The sequence below is a fragment of the Paraburkholderia sp. RAU2J genome, from assembly GCF_003634845.1.
In the GTDB taxonomy this organism is placed as follows: Bacteria; Pseudomonadota; Gammaproteobacteria; order Burkholderiales; family Burkholderiaceae; genus Paraburkholderia; species Paraburkholderia fynbosensis.
Genome location: NZ_RBXG01000001.1, coordinates 568,286 through 583,725, shown reverse-complemented (window position 1 = coordinate 583,725; position 15,440 = coordinate 568,286). Strand labels below are relative to the sequence as shown.

Annotated in this window: 13 protein-coding genes; 2 read left to right on the top strand and 11 right to left on the bottom strand. The window is 65.4% G+C overall.

Annotation, left to right across the window (positions count from 1 at the left end; all coding sequences use genetic code 11):
- Window positions 1-118 precede the first annotated feature (118 nt).
- A complete protein-coding gene (locus B0G69_RS02675) occupies window positions 119-1,510 on the top strand; it encodes a CoA transferase (protein WP_121315535.1) in 1,392 nt (463 codons plus the stop codon).
- 14 nt (window positions 1,511-1,524) lie between these two features.
- Here the strand turns inward: B0G69_RS02675 and B0G69_RS02670 are convergent, their stop codons facing one another.
- Complete coding sequence (locus tag B0G69_RS02670) at window positions 1,525-2,271, bottom strand: GntR family transcriptional regulator (RefSeq protein WP_121315534.1); 747 nt, start codon at window positions 2,269-2,271, stop codon at window positions 1,525-1,527.
- A gap of 192 nt (window positions 2,272-2,463) precedes the next feature.
- Between B0G69_RS02670 and B0G69_RS02665 the strand changes: the two genes are divergently transcribed.
- The gene (locus tag B0G69_RS02665; protein WP_121315533.1) at window positions 2,464-3,309 is read left to right on the top strand and encodes an aldo/keto reductase; all 846 of its coding nucleotides are present in this window, start codon (window positions 2,464-2,466) and stop codon (window positions 3,307-3,309) included.
- 57 nt (window positions 3,310-3,366) lie between these two features.
- On the opposite strand, the gene B0G69_RS02660 is transcribed toward B0G69_RS02665, so the two are convergent.
- The 10 genes from B0G69_RS02660 to B0G69_RS02615 form a co-directional block, all read right to left on the bottom strand.
- The gene (locus tag B0G69_RS02660; protein ID WP_121315532.1) at window positions 3,367-3,840 is read right to left on the bottom strand and encodes a hypothetical protein; all 474 of its coding nucleotides are present in this window, start codon (window positions 3,838-3,840) and stop codon (window positions 3,367-3,369) included.
- Window positions 3,841-4,364: 524 nt separating this feature from the next.
- The gene (locus B0G69_RS02655) at window positions 4,365-6,551 is read right to left on the bottom strand and encodes an ABC transporter ATP-binding protein (RefSeq protein ID WP_121315531.1); all 2,187 of its coding nucleotides are present in this window, start codon (window positions 6,549-6,551) and stop codon (window positions 4,365-4,367) included.
- Complete coding sequence (locus B0G69_RS02650) at window positions 6,548-7,417, bottom strand: ABC transporter permease (RefSeq protein ID WP_121315530.1); 870 nt, start codon at window positions 7,415-7,417, stop codon at window positions 6,548-6,550. Before B0G69_RS02650 ends, B0G69_RS02655 begins: the two co-directional genes overlap by 4 nt.
- The gene (locus B0G69_RS02645; protein WP_121315529.1) at window positions 7,414-8,424 is read right to left on the bottom strand and encodes an ABC transporter permease; all 1,011 of its coding nucleotides are present in this window, start codon (window positions 8,422-8,424) and stop codon (window positions 7,414-7,416) included. Before B0G69_RS02645 ends, B0G69_RS02650 begins: the two co-directional genes overlap by 4 nt.
- 31 nt (window positions 8,425-8,455) lie before the next feature.
- Window positions 8,456-10,120: an ABC transporter substrate-binding protein gene (locus B0G69_RS02640; RefSeq protein WP_121315528.1), complete on the bottom strand. Its 1,665-nt coding sequence runs from the start codon at window positions 10,118-10,120 to the stop codon at window positions 8,456-8,458.
- A gap of 253 nt (window positions 10,121-10,373) precedes the next feature.
- Window positions 10,374-11,393: a HoxN/HupN/NixA family nickel/cobalt transporter gene (locus B0G69_RS02635; protein WP_121315527.1), complete on the bottom strand. Its 1,020-nt coding sequence runs from the start codon at window positions 11,391-11,393 to the stop codon at window positions 10,374-10,376.
- A gap of 30 nt (window positions 11,394-11,423) precedes the next feature.
- The gene (locus B0G69_RS02630; RefSeq protein WP_121315526.1) at window positions 11,424-11,951 is read right to left on the bottom strand and encodes a cupin domain-containing protein; all 528 of its coding nucleotides are present in this window, start codon (window positions 11,949-11,951) and stop codon (window positions 11,424-11,426) included.
- 202 nt (window positions 11,952-12,153) lie between these two features.
- Entirely contained in the window at window positions 12,154-14,259 is a 2,106-nt protein-coding gene (gene fusA / locus B0G69_RS02625; RefSeq protein WP_121315525.1) for an elongation factor G, read from the bottom strand.
- Between the two features lie 303 nt (window positions 14,260-14,562).
- Window positions 14,563-15,072, bottom strand: a complete 510-nt coding sequence (locus B0G69_RS02620) for a DUF192 domain-containing protein (protein ID WP_121315524.1) — start codon at window positions 15,070-15,072, stop codon at window positions 14,563-14,565.
- Between the two features lie 145 nt (window positions 15,073-15,217).
- Window positions 15,218-15,409, bottom strand: a complete 192-nt coding sequence (locus B0G69_RS02615) for a hypothetical protein (RefSeq protein ID WP_121315523.1) — start codon at window positions 15,407-15,409, stop codon at window positions 15,218-15,220.
- Window positions 15,410-15,440: the final 31 nt, after the last annotated feature.

The window sequence follows — 15,440 nt, the reverse complement described above, 5'->3', positions numbered from 1 at the left end:
GAAACCGAAGAAATCAATATATATTGATTATCATAATCAAGATTGATTGCGGCGGGTCGGAATTCTAGACTCGAATCACTTCGCGGTTCACTTCCACCTGCTCTCCGGTAAGAACGCCATGACGCCCGAACTCGCTCTCCAACATATGTGGACCGTCGCCGGATGCGACCCGAGTGCGCTGCGCTCGGTGTCGCTGAGCGGCTCAGACCCCGGCTTGCCGTCGATCTACCGGGTCGGCAGTCTGGCATCGGCGACCATCGCCGCGACCGGCCTCGCGGCGGCCGAATACCGGCGCTTGCGCACGGGCCGCCGGCAGCATGTGTCGGTGCAGATGCGGCGCGCGCTGGCGGCGTTTCGCAGCGAACGCTATTTGCGCGTGGACGAGGGTCCGCCGCCTGCGCTGCGCGATCCGGTCACCGGTTTCTACGAGACACGCGACGGCCGCTGGATTCAACTGCATACGAACTTTGCGCATCACCTTCAGGGTGTGCTGAAGGTGCTCGGCTGCGGCAATGATCGCGCCGCCGTGGCTGCCGCGATTCGCGGCTGGGACGGCGCGACGCTCGATCAGACGCTCGCCGACGCGGGCCTGTGCGCCGCGTTGATTCGCACGCCCGACGAATGGGCCGCGCTCGACCAGGCGAAAGCGATTGCGGGATTGCCGCTGTTCGAGATCGAGCGCATCGGCGATGCGCCGCCCGAGCCGCCGCGCGCGAGCGGCGCGGACCGGCCGCTGGCGGGAGTGCGGGTGCTGGACCTGTCGCGCATCATCGCGGGGCCGGTGGCCGGGCGAGCGCTCGCGCATCACGGCGCCGACGTGTTGATGATCAACGGGCCGCATCTGCCGAACATCGCACCGCTGGTAATCGATAACGGACGCGGCAAGCGCTCGGCGCTAATCGATCTGCGCGACGCGGCCGGGCGCGAGACCTTGCGCGGCCTCGCCGGCCACGCCGACGTGTTTCTGCAGGCGTATCGTCCCGGCGCGCTGGCGGCGCGCGGCTTCGGTCCCGACGAGCTGGCGCGGCAGCGGCCGGGAATCGTGTATGTGTCGGTGTGCGCGTATGGGCACGAGGGACCTTGGGCGCAGCGTCGCGGGTTCGATAGCCTCGTGCAGTCGGCGAGCGGCATCGCCTTTGCCGAGCGGCAGGCGGCGCGCTGCGATGAGCCGAAGCATCTGCCGTGTCAGGCGCTCGATCATGCGAGCGGCTATCTGGCCGCGTTCGGCGCGATGGTCGCGTTGACGCGGCGTGCGAGCGAAGGCGGCAGCTGGCATGTGCGCGTCTCGCTCGCGCAAACGGGGCGGTGGTTGCAGTCTTTTGGACAGATCCCCGACGGCTGGCGGACCCCCGATGTCACGCTCGACGACGTGCGGGATTGCGTCGCGACCGTGCAGTCGGAGTTCGGCCGGGTGCTGGGGGTGCAGCCGGCCGAAGAGATGGAAGAGACGCCCGCTTTTTACGCGTTGCCGCCTGTGAGGGTCGGCGCGCACGAGGCCAGGTGGGGGTGACGGCTCTTTGGGCGCTACTTGCGCAACTCCGCAACAAAATCGTAGTAGTCGTTGCGGCAGTACGTGTCGGTCAATTCGATCGCCCGCTGATCGGCGGTATAGCCCACGCGGGTGATCAACAGCAGCGCCTCGTTCGGCGCGATGCTCATCTGCTGCGCGATCTCCTCGCTCGCGTTCACCGCGCGAAAGTGCTGCAGTGCACGCACGATCGTCAGGCCGCGATTTTCCAGGTACGTGTACAGCGAATCGCCGATGGCTTGCGGATCGGGAATCATCGCTGCCGGAAACGTGGAGTTCTCCACCGCCATCACGATGCCGTCGGCCAGCCGCAAGCGCCGCAAACGCGTCACCGCCGCGGCCGGCGACAGGCCAAGCTGAATCACCTCATCGCGATTGGCCGGCGAAATCTCGCGCGACAGCCATTTCGAGCTCGGCGTAAAGCCGCGCCGCCGCAGCATTTCGCTAAAGCTCGACAGACGCGACAGCGGATCTTCGTAGCGCGGCGTGATGAAACTGCCCGCTCCTTGGGTGCGGCGGATCAATCCCTGTTCGACCAGCAACGCGATCGCCTTGCGCGAGGTGATCCGCGATACGCCCAGCGCTTCCGACAGAACGCGCTCGGAAGGCAGCGCTTCACCGGCATTCCAGCGGTTTTCGTGGATGGCGCTACCGAGCTTGCGGGCAAGTTGCAGATAAAGCGGCGTGTCGTTTTCCGGGTCCGGGCGCAGATCGCGCCAGCGGTCTTCCGAGGCAGAGGTCATGGGACTCACGCAAGATAGGCAAGCGGCAATTCTATGACATCGGCGCGTCCCGTTATAGCGGGCTTTTGCCTGGGCCGAGGCCGCGGGCGCGTCGAGCCGCTAAACTCGTCGCTATGATTTTTCGCAGAGGCGTCGCGTGCAGCCCGTGGCGCCGCTGCGTCGGTTTGCATCCAGACACTTCGAGGAGTCCGTATGACGAGCGATATCGCGAGCGTGAGCCTGCCCGACGGCGAACGCATCCCGGCACTGGGGCAGGGCACGTGGGAAATGGGCGAAGCACCGGCGCGGCGGGCGGCGGAAATCGCCGCGTTGCGCTGCGGCATCGAACTGGGCATGACGCTGATCGATACCGCGGAAATGTACGGCGACGGCGCAACCGAAACGCTGCTCGGCGAAGCGCTGGCCGGTTTGCGCGACCAGGTGTTCCTCGTCAGCAAGGTGTATCCGCACAACGCCAGCCGGCGCGGCGTGATCGCCGCGTGCGAGCAGAGCCTGAAGCGTTTGAAAACGGACCGGCTCGATCTGTATCTGCTGCACTGGCGCGGCTCGGTGCCGCTCGCGGAAACCGTTCAGGCGTTCGAGGCGTTACGCGCGGCGGGCAAGATCCGCCATTGGGGCGTGAGCAACTTCGACACCGACGACATGGAAGAGCTGCTTGCCGCGCCGGGCGGCGACGCGTGCGCGACCAATCAGATTCTCTATAACGTCGCGCGCCGCGGACCGGAATTCGATCTGCTGCCGTGGCTCGCCGCGCGCAAGATGCCGGCGATGGCGTACAGCCCGGTCGATCACGCGCGCCTGCCGAAACGTTCGCCGCTCGACGACATCGCCGACGCGCGCGGCGTTTCGGTGTTCCAGGTGGCGCTCGCGTGGGTGCTGCTGAAGCCCGGCGTGTGCGCGATTCCGAAGACAGGCCGCGTCGAGCACGTGCGCGACAACCATCGCGCATCGCAATTGCGGCTCAGCGCAGACGAGCTTGCCGCTCTCGACGCCTATTTCAAACCGCCGCGCAGCAAGCGTGCGCTCGAGATGCTGTAAATGGGGTGAGCGCGGCCGCGAGCGCTTGCGGCACGGCGGCCCGCCGCATGGAGGTGCTCAGGTGCAGGCGTGGTGCATGTGGACGGAGCCCAGCACGGCGACTTCGGCGGGGGTGTGCTTGAGGGCCTCGTCGTCGACCTGGGCGGCATCCGCGAGGAAATCGGCGACGATCGACGACACCGCTACGTCGCGCAGACACAGCGACACGCGCTGCGTCTCGTTGGCCGGCAGCGCTGCGCGCTGGCCGAGGAACAGGACACCGTACTGATAGCCGTGAATGATGCCGCGGATCGCGCCGACGCACTGGCCTTGCGCGGCGTTGTCGTCTCTCTGCTTGCACATCTGCACGAGCGTGTAGGCCGAGAAGCTGGGGTCGACGGGGGGCGCCGCCTGCGACATGGTTGGCGGCAGCGGCTTGGCGGGAGCTTGCGCCGGTGTTTGGGCATGAGCGAGCGATGCGAGGCCCAGAGCGGCAACCATCAGCAGGCCGGTAGCCGCGCGTGCTGCGGAGGGAGGAACGTTTCGTTGCATGTTGTAGGCCCTCATATCGAACGTTGAATCTGATATGAGGCGATCGCCCCGGAATGGTTCCATAACACGGGTGCGCGGCCACGTGTTTTGTTTGTCGGCCGTGAAGGGCGCGGTTCGTGTGATGGTTCGCGTGACGATTTGCAGGCGTCTGGCGGCACTATGTCCGGGAGAGGACGGCGCGCCTGCCGGGTTTCGCGAGTCGTTGCGAGCGACCGGCCTCGGGCGGTGACGCTCGACCGGGGGATCGAGACATCACTGCCGATGCCAGCGGATCGCGGACGCCATGCCCGGCGCATAACGCCGGCGGAGAGTAGGGCGCGGGGGCATCCTACCGGGGAGCGGGCGCCTGCTAGTGCCCGTTCGCTGCGGCATTGCCGCCACCGTTGCCTCCGCGGCCTCCTCCATTGGTCGCGAAGCCTTGCAGCGGCAAGCGCGCAATGGGGATGTGCGATGCGTAGGATGAAAAAACGCATGAAAACGTTTCGACGATGAAACGCGTCGGCGCAAAGCCGCATCCAACCGCGCTATTCGTGACGACCGATGTTCTGCGGCGCGCGAGAGGACCGGTCGTCGGCGGAGACTTCGCGCAGCGCATCGCGTGAGGCGCTTTGCAGCGCACGCAAGGTGTCGACGGGGATATGGCAGCGGATTCGATGCGCGGCCGATGGGGCAGCGTCGTCTTCGCCGCCACTGGTGTCGGCGTCGAGAAAGGGCGGATCCTGCTGCTCGCAGATCGCGCCGAGCTTGCGCGGACAGCGTGTGTGAAAGACGCAACCCGAAGGCGGCGAGACCGCGCTCGGCAGATCGCCGGACAGGCGGATGCGAGCCCGCTTGTCGTGAGCATCGAGCGAGGGGACCGACGACAGCAGCGCCTCGGTATAAGGATGCTGCGGCCCATCGAACACCGCCGCGGCCGGCCCGATTTCCAGCAGCCTGCCGAGATACAGCACGGCGATGCGATCCGCGAGATAGCGCACCACGTGCAGGTCGTGCGAGATGAACACGTAGCTGACGCCGCGCTCGCGTTGCAGGTCGGCGAGCAAGTTGAGGATCGCGGCCTGCACGGAGACATCGAGCGCGGAAGTCGGCTCATCGCAGACCACCACGCGCGGCTCGCCGGCAAACGCGCGGGCAATCGCGACGCGCTGCTTGAGCCCTCCTGACAACTGCCGCGTGCGCGAGTCAAGATAACGTTCCGGCAAACGCACGGCCGACGTCAGCGTGGCGAGCCGTGTGTCGATCGCCGGGCCGCGCAAGCCGGTGAGACGTGTCAACGCGCGGCCGATCAGCCGCTTCACCGAATGCGCGCGATTGAGCGCCGAGTCGGGATTCTGGAAGACGATCTGCAGCGACTTCACCTGCTCGTCGCTGCGTCGTGTGACCCGCGCGGCGAGCGGCGCGCCGTCGAGTTCGAGCACGCTGCCCGCATCGGGCGTGAGCAGGCCGAGCATCAGTTTCGCGAGCGTCGTCTTGCCGCTGCCCGATTCGCCGACGAGCCCGAGCGTTTCGCCGCCGGCGAGGTCGATCGAGACATCGTCGAGCGCGCGCAGCGAGGCGCCGGATACGTGGAATGTCTTCGACAGTTTGCGTGCGCGTAGCACGACTGCGGCCGATGAATCGCCCACCGGGCCGCGCAGATTTTCAACCGGTGCGTCCGGCGTCGCGCGCGGCAATTCGATTGCGCGCTCATGGTAGTGGCAACGCGCCATCTGGTCGCCGTGCGCGACCGAGAGCCGGTACGGCGGCGGCGCTTCGCGGCGGCAGCGCTCGTCGGCGAGACGGCAACGCTCGGCGTAAATGCAGCCTTGCGTGACCGAGCCCGGTGACGGCAAACCGCCCGCGATCGTATCGAGCCGCTCCCTGTCCTTGCTGCGCCCGGTCGTGGGCAAGCAGCGCAACAGCCCGACCGTGTAGGGATGACGCGGCCGCGTGAAGACGTCGCGTGTCGCGCCTTCTTCGACCAGCTTGCCCGCGTAGAGTACGCCGACGCGCTCGCACATTCGCCCGATTACCGCGAGGTTGTGGCTGATGAAGAGCACGGCGGTGCCGAGTTCCTCGCGCAACTGCGCGACGAGATCGAGCACTTCCGCTTCGACGGTGGCGTCGAGCCCGGTGGTCGGCTCGTCGAGAATCAGCAGCGCGGGGTTCGATGCGAGCGCCATTGCAATCACCACGCGCTGCTGCATGCCGCCCGACAATTGATGAGGATAGCTGTCCATCACCCGCTCGGGCGCGGCGATGCGCACGCGCTTGAGCATATCCAGCGCGCGGTGCAATGCGTCGTCGCGCGTGGCGCCCGCGGCTTCGAAGGCTTCGGAGACCTGTCGCGCGATCGTCAGCGACGGATTCAATGCGCGCCCCGGGTCCTGATAGACCATTGAAATGCGGTTGGCGCGCAGCTCGCGCAGCGCATCGGCATCGAGCTTCTGCACGTCCGCGCCGGCGATCATGATCTTGCCCGCTTTCACTGCGCCGTTACGCGGCAGATAGCGCACGATCGCCATTGCGACGGTCGATTTACCGCAGCCCGATTCGCCGACGAGCCCATACGCTTCGCCGCGCCGCACGCGAAACGAGACATCCTGCAGCACTTCGCGATCGCGCCCGCGGGTCCGGTAGGTGACGGTTAGGCCGACCACCGTGAGCGCATCGGTGCGATCGCTTTTCGACACGTCGAAGGCGGCGAACGGGGAGGGCGGCGCGCTGTTCATCGGTCGAGCACGCCTTGCACGCTGTCGGCGATCAGATTCACGCCAACCACCAGCGTCGCGATCGCACCGGCCGAGAACACCACGGTCCACCATGCGCCGCCCGCCATCAACGTGTACGACTCGGACAGGGCGAGACCCCAGTCGGCCGACGGCGGTTGAATGCCGAAGCCGAGAAACGACAGCGTGGCGACCGCGAAGATCGCATAGCCGAGGCGCACGGTCGCCTCGACGATGATGGGCGGCAGCACGTTCGGCAGAATCTCGACGAACATGATGTACGGCGCACGCTCGCCGCGCAATTGCGCGGCGGCCACGTAGTCGAGATGCCGTTCGGCGAACACGGCGGCGCGCACGGTGCGCGCGGTGATCGGCGTGAAGGTGATGCCGATCACGAGGATCACCGTGACGTTGCTCGCACCGACCGCCGCCAGTGCGAGCAACGCGACGATCACGAGCGGCAGCGCGAGCACCGCGTCGATCGCGCGGCCGACCACGTTGTCCACCCAGCCCTCGAAATAGCCGACGATCAGACCCAGCGCCGTGCCTGCCGCCGTGCCGAGCAGCGTCGCGAGCGGCGCGATGGTGAGGATGTCGCGCGCGCCGACGATCACGCGCGAGAATACGTCGCGGCCGAGCTGGTCGGTGCCGAACCAGTGCGTATGGTCGGGCGGCAGCAGCGAATTGAGCGGATCGGACGCATACGGATCGAGGCGCACGATCCACTGCCCGGCGAGCGCGCAGACGATCCACCACGCGACGATCACCACACCCACCACGAAGGTGGGCGAACGCAGCAGGAGGCGCAGCTGGTCGAAGCGCGGTTCGGTGGCCGCGGCTTGTTGAGAGGGAGGCGCGACCGTGCTCATTCCGCGCTCCTCACGCGCAGCCGCGGATTGAGCAGTACATGCAGTGCATCGGCGACGAGATTGGCGAGCGTGTAGACCACGCCGATCGTCAGCACGCCCGCTTCGAGCATCGGAAAGTCCTTGGCCTTGGCGGCGTTGTAGATCAGCGAGCCGATGCCCTGATAGTGGAACAGCGTCTCGACCACCACGAGCCCGCCGATCATATAGCCGAGCTGTGTCGCGGCGACGGTGATGGTCGGCAGCAGCGCATTGCGCAGCACGTGCCGCCAGATCACGATATGGCGCGGCAAGCCTTTGAGGATCGCGGTGCGCGTGTAGTCCGCGTCGAGCGCTTCGACGGTGCCCGCGCGCGCCATTCTCGCGATGTAGCCGAAGAACACGAGCACCAGCGGCAGCACCGGCAGCACCAGATGCCGTAGCTGTTCGAGCGCGTTCGCTTGCGGCGGATACGACGCTTCGATCGGTAGCCAGCGCAGCCACACGCCGAACACGAGGATCAGGACGATGGACGAGACGAACTCCGGCACCACGGTCGCCGACAAACCGGCGATGCTGATCGTGCGGTCGAGCCAGCGGCCCGCGTGCATGGCCGACCACACGCCGCCCGCGATGCCGAGCGGCACGACGACGACGAACGCGAGCAGCCCGAGCCTGGCCGAATGAGCGAGCGCGTCGGCGATGAACGGCCCGACCGGCTCGCGATACGCATACGAGAGCCCCATGTCGCCGCGCACGAAATGCGTGATCCAGTCGACGTATTGCGTGAGCAGCGGCCGGTCCGCGCCGAGCTGATGATTGAGCGCGGCGACCGCCTGTGCATCGGCGAGCGGTCCGAGCACCGCGCGGCCGATGTCGCCGGGCAGCAGCTGGCCCCCCGCGAACACGATCACCGACAACAGCCACAGCGTGACCAATGACAAGCCCACGCGCGTGCCGAGAAACCGCGCGACGCGGCCCGCGTTGCCGTTCGATGCGCGGGGGGCGGAGGGGGACGCCGTGGCCGACATCGTAAGCTCCTGCCGAAGGCGGCGCCGGCGCTTACGCGCTCAGCACCGCGCGGTCGAAATAGAGTTGCGCGAGCGCGGTGAAGCGCACGCCGTTCACGCCTTTGCGCATCGCGATGAGCTGATCGTAGAAGAACGGAATGATGACCGGCGTTTCGTCGAGCAGCAGCGTCTGGATCTGTCCGGAGATTTTCTTCTGCGTGCCGAGGTCGATCGCCGCGACGAACTGCGCGACCAGCTGATCGTATTGCGGATTTCTGAAATGCGCGGCGTTCCACGTGCCGGTGCTCGTGAGCGGCGCGTTCAGGAACACGTTCGGCACGCCGCGATGGCCGTAGTCGGTTATGCCGAGCGGCGAGTCGAGCCAGTCGGATTTGCCAGGTGTGCCCGCGCCGTAGTACAGCGACTGACTCTCGACCTTCAGATTGATACGCACGCCGATCGCCTTCGCCGCGTTCTGCACGACCACGGCGAGGTCGGGAATCTCCATGTACTTCTCGGTGGTCAGCGTGACGTCGAACCCGTTGGGCACGCCCGCTTGCGCGAGCAGTTGCTTCGCTTTCGCGATATCGATCTTGCGTTGCGGCACACCCGCATCCGATGACGGAAACACCGGCGCGAACGGACTGTCGTTGCCGAGTTGCGCGCGCCCCTTGAAGAGGCCGCGCACCAGCACGTCGCGATCGAGCGACAACGCCAGCGCCTCGCGCACGCGCTTGTCCTTGAACAGCGGATTGTCGTTGCGCATGTGAATCTGCCGATGCGCACTCGACTTCACCCCGACGGCTTTGTAGTCCGGATTGTTCAGAATGCCTGCACCGCCCTGCACGGTGAAGGTGCCCATCACGTCTGCCTGATGGCCTTGCAACGCGAGCAACTGGGCCTGCTGATCGGCATAGAAGGAAAACTGTACGCGTTGCGGTAACGCTTTCTCGCCCCAGTAGTCGGGATTGCGTACGAATGACGCGCCCACCTTCGGCTGATACTTCTCGAACCTGAACGGCCCGGTGCCGATGAAGCTCTTTTCATAACCGCCTGCGTAGTTCGCGGGCAGGATCACGGCGTTGTAATTGTCCGAGGAGACGTAGTACGGAAAGTTGCCGTTCGGCGCATCCAGATGAAACGCGATCGTGTGTTCATCGACGACTTTCGCGCCGCCTTTCGACAGCACGCCCTTGAGCACGGAGAGCGCCGCCGACCCGCTCGCGGGATCGGCGAGGCGGTCGAAGGTGGCGGCCACGTCTTTCGCGGTAAACGGCTGGCCGTCGTGGAACTTGACGTTTGGGCGCAGCGTGAAGGTCCACACGTCGCCCTTGTCGTTCGGCTTCCACGACAACGCGAGCGCAGGTTTGAGCATCAGCTTCTCGCCGTCGTCATCGATCAGGAATTCGCCGGTCTGGTTGAGCAGCGCGAGACTGGCGGCATCGGTGACGGTGAGCGGATCGACTGCGCCGGCAGGCGTCAGGTGGGCGACGCGGATCGTCTGGTTGCCGGCACCCGGCGCGCCTTGAGCTCGTGCGCGCGGCGCAGTCAGCACGCCGCCGCCCGCGAGCGCCAAACCGATCACGCTCGCATGGCGCAGCAACTCGCGGCGCGTGATGCGGCCGGCGAGGAATTCGTCGATGGCGTGGTTGCCGTAGGCGTCGGCGGTGAGGCGGGCTGCGTCGAGTGCGAGAAATCGGTCCGCGGGAGTTTTCATCGATGGAGAGTCCAGTCCGTTCTGTTGCCGGTTCTGAAGAGCCGCGCAAGCCTGCGCAAAGCCGGTTCAGTGTAAGCGATTGCTCGCGGGTCTGGCGCGCTTGCGACGCTGGGAGGTGGCCGATTGGCCGATAAAAGAGCCGCTGTGTATCGTCATCACAACGTTCGGCGCGTGCATTGCAGCGCAAGCGGAATTCGCACGCGGATGCTTATTCAGGGTAATGAGCAGATTCATGCGCCGCACCGGGTTGGATTTACCGCGCCACCGCCGCTGGCCTGCGCCAGCGATGGAACAGCACGGAGCCGATCCAGCACGCCATGAAGGCCGCGACGATCGCGTAACCGAGCGCGCCGAAGCGCTCGTTGACGCTCGCCACCGCGTCCCACATGCCGCCGCTCAAACCGAGCTTGTCCGACAGCAGCCCGAGCGCTTCGACACCGCCGATCACGATCGCCACCATCGCCGACACGAACGTGATGCTCGCGTTGTAGTAGAGCTTGCGCTTCGGATCGTCCATCGCCCAGCCGTAGGCGTGCACCATCAGCACGTTGTCGGTGGAATCGACGAGCGTCATGCCCGCGGTGAAGAGCGCGGGGAACACGAGGATCGAGTACAGCGGCAGACCGGTGCCCGCCTGCGATGCGGCGATCGCGAGCAAGCCGATCTCGGTCGCGGTGTCGAAGCCAAGGCCGAACAGCACGCCGACGGGGTACATGTGCCAGCTTTTGGTGACGAGCCGGAACAGCGGGCGCAAGGCGCGCGACAGCAGGCCCGCCGGCGCGATCGAATCAACCGCTTGCGCAGCCAGCTCGCCGTCGCGTTGAACATGACGATAACGGCGCCACACGTCGCGCAGAATCACGAGGTTGACGGCCGCGAGCCCCAGCAGGAAGGTCGCGGATACGAGCGTACCGACCGTGCCGCCCAATTCCTTGAAGGTCTCGAAACGGCCGTGCAGCGAATGGGCGGTCCATGCAATGCCGATGGTCGCGGCGATCACGATCGTCGAGTGTCCGAGCGAAAACGCGAGACCCACGCCGAGCGGCCGCTTGCCGCTTTGCATCAGCTTGCGCGTGACGGCGTCGATCGCCGCGATGTGATCCGCGTCGACCGCATGACGCAGGCCGAAGCCATACGCGAGCAGCGCGGTCCCGAGCAGCAGCGGGTAGTGGCGAAAGGCGATCAGCGCCCATGCCCAGGCGCCGAGATTGGCGGCAATCAGGATCGCGTACAGCGAGAGCAGGCGAGGGCGCAGCGAAGCGGTCGGCGTCATGAGTCGCAGGGTGAAGAGTGGACAGTCGAGTTAGTGATCGTGCGGATGCTTGTGAATCGGATCGACCCAGTAGACCGTTTCAGGCGCTTCCACTGCGTCGATGTTCAGATTGACGACCACCGCTTCGTTGTCGCTGCGCACCAGCACGCATTCGAGCGGCGCGTCGGTGCTCGCGTTGATCTCCTGATGCGGCACGTAGGGCGGCACGAAGATGAAGTCGCCGGGGCCGGCCTCCGCGGTGAACTCCAGATGCTCGCCCCAACGCATGCGCGCCTGGCCGCGCACCACGTAAATCACGCTTTCGAGCGCGCCGTGATGATGGGCGCCGGTCTTCGCGTTCGGATGGATCGTAACGGTGCCGGCCCATATCTTCTGCGCGCCGACCCGGGCGGCGTTGATCGCGGCGGCGCGGTTCATGCCCGGCGTTTGCGCGGTGTTGCTGTCGAGCTGGTCGCCCTTGATGACCTTCACGCCGTGCTCGCGCCAATCGACGGGCGCGGCCGGTTGCTCGGCGCCATGTTCGGCGCGATAGTGCGGGTGTTCGTGATCCTGGCTCATGGTGTCTCCTCCTGGGCATCGCCCCGGTGCCCAGCTCGGCGCCGTCAGGCATTTTTGCACGTTCAAAAACGGCTGTGTGGAGAACCGCATCAACGCCGTCCCCACCGGGCGATGGACGAAAAAAAGCCCGTTCACGTGGAACGGGCTTCGGGCGCTTTGGTTGGCCGCTGCAAGCGCGGCGGCTTCGTCGCAGCGCTTGCGCTTACTTCTGCTTCGCGTTGATCACGGCTTCGGCGACGTTATTCGGCGTCTCCGCGTAGTGCTTGAACTCCATCGTGTAGGTTGCGCGGCCCTGGGTGGCCGAGCGCAGCGACGTCGAGTAGCCGAACATCTCCGCGAGCGGCACTTCGGCGCGCACCAGCTTGCCGCCGCCGCCCGCGATGTCTTCCATGCCCTGCACGAGTCCGCGGCGGCTCGACAGGTCGCCCATCACGTTGCCCATGAAGTCTTCCGGCGTTTCCACTTCGACGGCCATCATCGGTTCGAGCAGTACGGGTTTGGCCTTGCGCATCGCTTCCTTGAACGCTATCGAGCCGGCCATGCGGAACGCGTTTTCATTCGAGTCGACGTCGTGGTATGAACCGAAGGTCAGCGTCACTTTCACGTCGACCACCGGATAGCCCGCGAGCACGCCGGCCTTCAGCGTTTCCACGATGCCCTTGTCGACGGCCGGGATGTATTCGCGCGGAATCACGCCGCCCTTGATCGCGTCGACGAACTCGTAGCCCTTGCCTTGCGGCGCCGGTTCGAGCGTGATGACCGCGTGGCCGTACTGACCGCGCCCGCCCGACTGCTTGACGAACTTGCCTTCAACATCTTCGACCTTGTTGCGCACCGTTTCGCGATACGCGACCTGCGGCTTGCCGACGGTCGCCTCGACCCCGAACTCGCGCTTCATCCGGTCGACCAGAATTTCCAGGTGCAGCTCGCCCATCCCGGAGATGATCGTCTGACCGGATTCCTCATCGGTTTGCACGCGGAACGACGGGTCTTCCTGGGCGAGACGGTTTAGCGCGATGCCCATCTTTTCCTGGTCGACCTTGGTCTTCGGCTCGACGGCCTGCGAGATGACCGGCTCAGGGAAGATCATCTTTTCGAGGATGATCACGTGGTTCGGATCGCACAGCGTGTCGCCGGTGGTCGCTTCCTTGAGGCCGACGGCCGCGGCGATGTCGCCCGCGTAGACTTCCTTGATTTCCTTGCGCTCGTTCGCGTGCATCTGCAGGATCCGGCCGAGGCGCTCTTTCTTTTCCTTGATCGCGTTGTAGACCGTGTCGCCCGAATTCACCACGCCCGAGTACACGCGGAAGAAAATCAGCTGGCCGACGAACGGGTCGGTCATGATCTTGAAGGCGAGGGCCGAGAACGGATCGGTATCGTTCGGATGACGCTCGATTTCCTTGTCGTGTTCGTCGTGACCGGTAATCGCCGGCACGTCGACCGGCGAGGGCAGGTAGTCGATCACCGCGTCGAGCATGGCCTGCACGCCCTTGTTCTTGAACGCGCTGCCGCACAGCATCGGCACGATTTCATTGGCGATGCAGCGCGCGCGGATGCCGTGCTTGATTTCGTCTTCGGTCAGCGTGTCGCCGCCCAGGTATTTTTCGAGCAGCGTCTCGTTTGCCTCGGCGGCGGCCTCGACCATCTTGTCGTGCCACTCCTTCGCCGTAGCCGCTAGTTCCGCCGGAATATCGCGGTACTCGAACTTGATGCCCTGGTTCTCTTCGTCCCAGAAGATCGCCTTCATCTTGACCAGATCGACCACGCCCTGGAAGTGCTCTTCCGCGCCGATCGGAATCTGGATCGGCACCGCGACGCCCTTCAGGCGATCGCCGATCTGCCGCTGCACGCGAAAGAAATCCGCGCCGACGCGGTCCATCTTGTTGACGAACGCGATGCGCGGCACCTTGTACTTGTTCGCCTGGCGCCACACGGTTTCCGACTGCGGCTGCACGCCGCCGACCGAGTCGTACACCATGCACGCGCCGTCGAGCACGCGCATCGAGCGCTCCACTTCGATCGTGAAGTCGACGTGGCCCGGGGTGTCGATGATGTTGATCCGGTGTTCGGGATAGTTGCCGGCCATGCCTTTCCAGAAGGCGGTGGTGGCCGCCGACGTGATGGTGATGCCGCGCTCCTGCTCCTGTTCCATCCAGTCCATCGTCGCCGCACCGTCGTGAACCTCGCCGATCTTGTGGGTCACGCCGGTGTAGAACAGGATGCGTTCAGTGGTGGTAGTTTTGCCGGCATCGATGTGAGCGCTGATACCGATATTCCGGTAGCGCTCGATGGGAGTCTTGCGGGGCACGTGAACCTCCTTGGAATGGCGCGCCTGAAACGCTTGCCGGGCGGCGCTCTGGCCGACCGGAGAACCTGGTGCTGCTTGACTGAGATTACAAGGATAGCGCGTCGGCCTGTCTTTTGCAGGAATCTTGCCAGCCGGGCGCGAGCGCCTGCCAGCAGGCGTTCGGCCGCCGCCGCACGGCGCAAGCACGCGACGGCGGCGAGGTGGCCCGAATGTAAAAAAGCCGGCGCCTCGCGAGAGGCGCCGGCTTTTCCAGCAGCGCTAAAACGCGGCGGCGACGCCCGCCGTTGCCGTCGTCGAGGCGGCTTATTGCTGCACAGCCGGCAAGCCCTGAATCTGCATTCCCGGTTTGATGCCCTTCGACGTGAACCAGCCTTTGGGCATTTCCAGCGCGAACACGCCGTTGTGCGTCGGGCAATGGTTGTTGGTGGTCTCGGCCTGCATCTCGTCGATGTCGGTGATCGTGCCGTCCGCGCGCATGAACGCGATCGACAGCGGGATCAGTGTGTTCTTCATCCAGAAGCAATGCCCTGCGTTCTCGTTGAACACGAACAGCATGCCTTCGTTCGGTCCGAGATTCGTACGGTACATCAAGCCTTGCTCACGGTCCGCGTCGTTGGCAGCGACGGCGGCATCGATCACGAACATGCCCGCGGTCAGCTTCACGCGCGGAAATTCGTTGGGCTGCTTCGCACCGGCCGGCATCTGCTGAGCGTGAGCAGGGGCGGCGGTGGTCGCGGCGAACGACAACGCGGCGAGCGGCAATGCAACGGCAACAGCGAAACGCGCAATCAACGAGCGCATGGGAAATCGCACGGCATGACTCCTTGCTGGAAATTAACTCGCGAATGTTACGCGAGCGCGTCAAAAACAAAAAGGCAGATCGCCTTGCGGTGATCTGCCTTACAACGCCGTAAGAACGGCGGTGAAGCTGGTTCTTGACTGCGTCGTTACAACAAACTTACTCCGATGCTGCCGAAGCTGCAGCAGCAGCTGCTGCCTTCTTGTGCGACTTCTTGTGAGCGTGCTTCGTGGTCTTCTTTGCCGACGAAGCTGCTGCCGGAGCTGCCGAAGCTGCTTCCGGTGCCGAAGCTTGTGCGAATGCTGCCGTTGCGAAAAGGCCAGCGACCAGAGCGGCGATCAGTTTGTTCATTGTGTGAATCCTCAGCTTGAGTTAATTAACC

What these genes read in the sequence shown, in the direction of transcription:
- B0G69_RS02675 (WP_121315535.1), top strand. Translation starts at nt 119, where the DNA reads ATGACGCCCGAACTCGCTCTCCAACATATGTGGACCGTCGCCGGATGC.
- B0G69_RS02670 (WP_121315534.1), bottom strand. Translation starts at nt 2,271, where the DNA reads ATGACCTCTGCCTCGGAAGACCGCTGGCGCGATCTGCGCCCGGACCCG.
- B0G69_RS02665 (WP_121315533.1), top strand. Translation starts at nt 2,464, where the DNA reads ATGACGAGCGATATCGCGAGCGTGAGCCTGCCCGACGGCGAACGCATC.
- B0G69_RS02660 (WP_121315532.1), bottom strand. Translation starts at nt 3,840, where the DNA reads ATGCAACGAAACGTTCCTCCCTCCGCAGCACGCGCGGCTACCGGCCTG.
- B0G69_RS02655 (WP_121315531.1), bottom strand. Translation starts at nt 6,551, where the DNA reads ATGAACAGCGCGCCGCCCTCCCCGTTCGCCGCCTTCGACGTGTCGAAA.
- B0G69_RS02650 (WP_121315530.1), bottom strand. Translation starts at nt 7,417, where the DNA reads ATGAGCACGGTCGCGCCTCCCTCTCAACAAGCCGCGGCCACCGAACCG.
- B0G69_RS02645 (WP_121315529.1), bottom strand. Translation starts at nt 8,424, where the DNA reads ATGTCGGCCACGGCGTCCCCCTCCGCCCCCCGCGCATCGAACGGCAAC.
- B0G69_RS02640 (WP_121315528.1), bottom strand. Translation starts at nt 10,120, where the DNA reads ATGAAAACTCCCGCGGACCGATTTCTCGCACTCGACGCAGCCCGCCTC.
- B0G69_RS02635 (WP_121315527.1), bottom strand. Translation starts at nt 11,393, where the DNA reads ATGACGCCGACCGCTTCGCTGCGCCCTCGCCTGCTCTCGCTGTACGCG.
- B0G69_RS02630 (WP_121315526.1), bottom strand. Translation starts at nt 11,951, where the DNA reads ATGAGCCAGGATCACGAACACCCGCACTATCGCGCCGAACATGGCGCC.
- B0G69_RS02615 (WP_121315523.1), bottom strand. Translation starts at nt 15,409, where the DNA reads ATGAACAAACTGATCGCCGCTCTGGTCGCTGGCCTTTTCGCAACGGCA.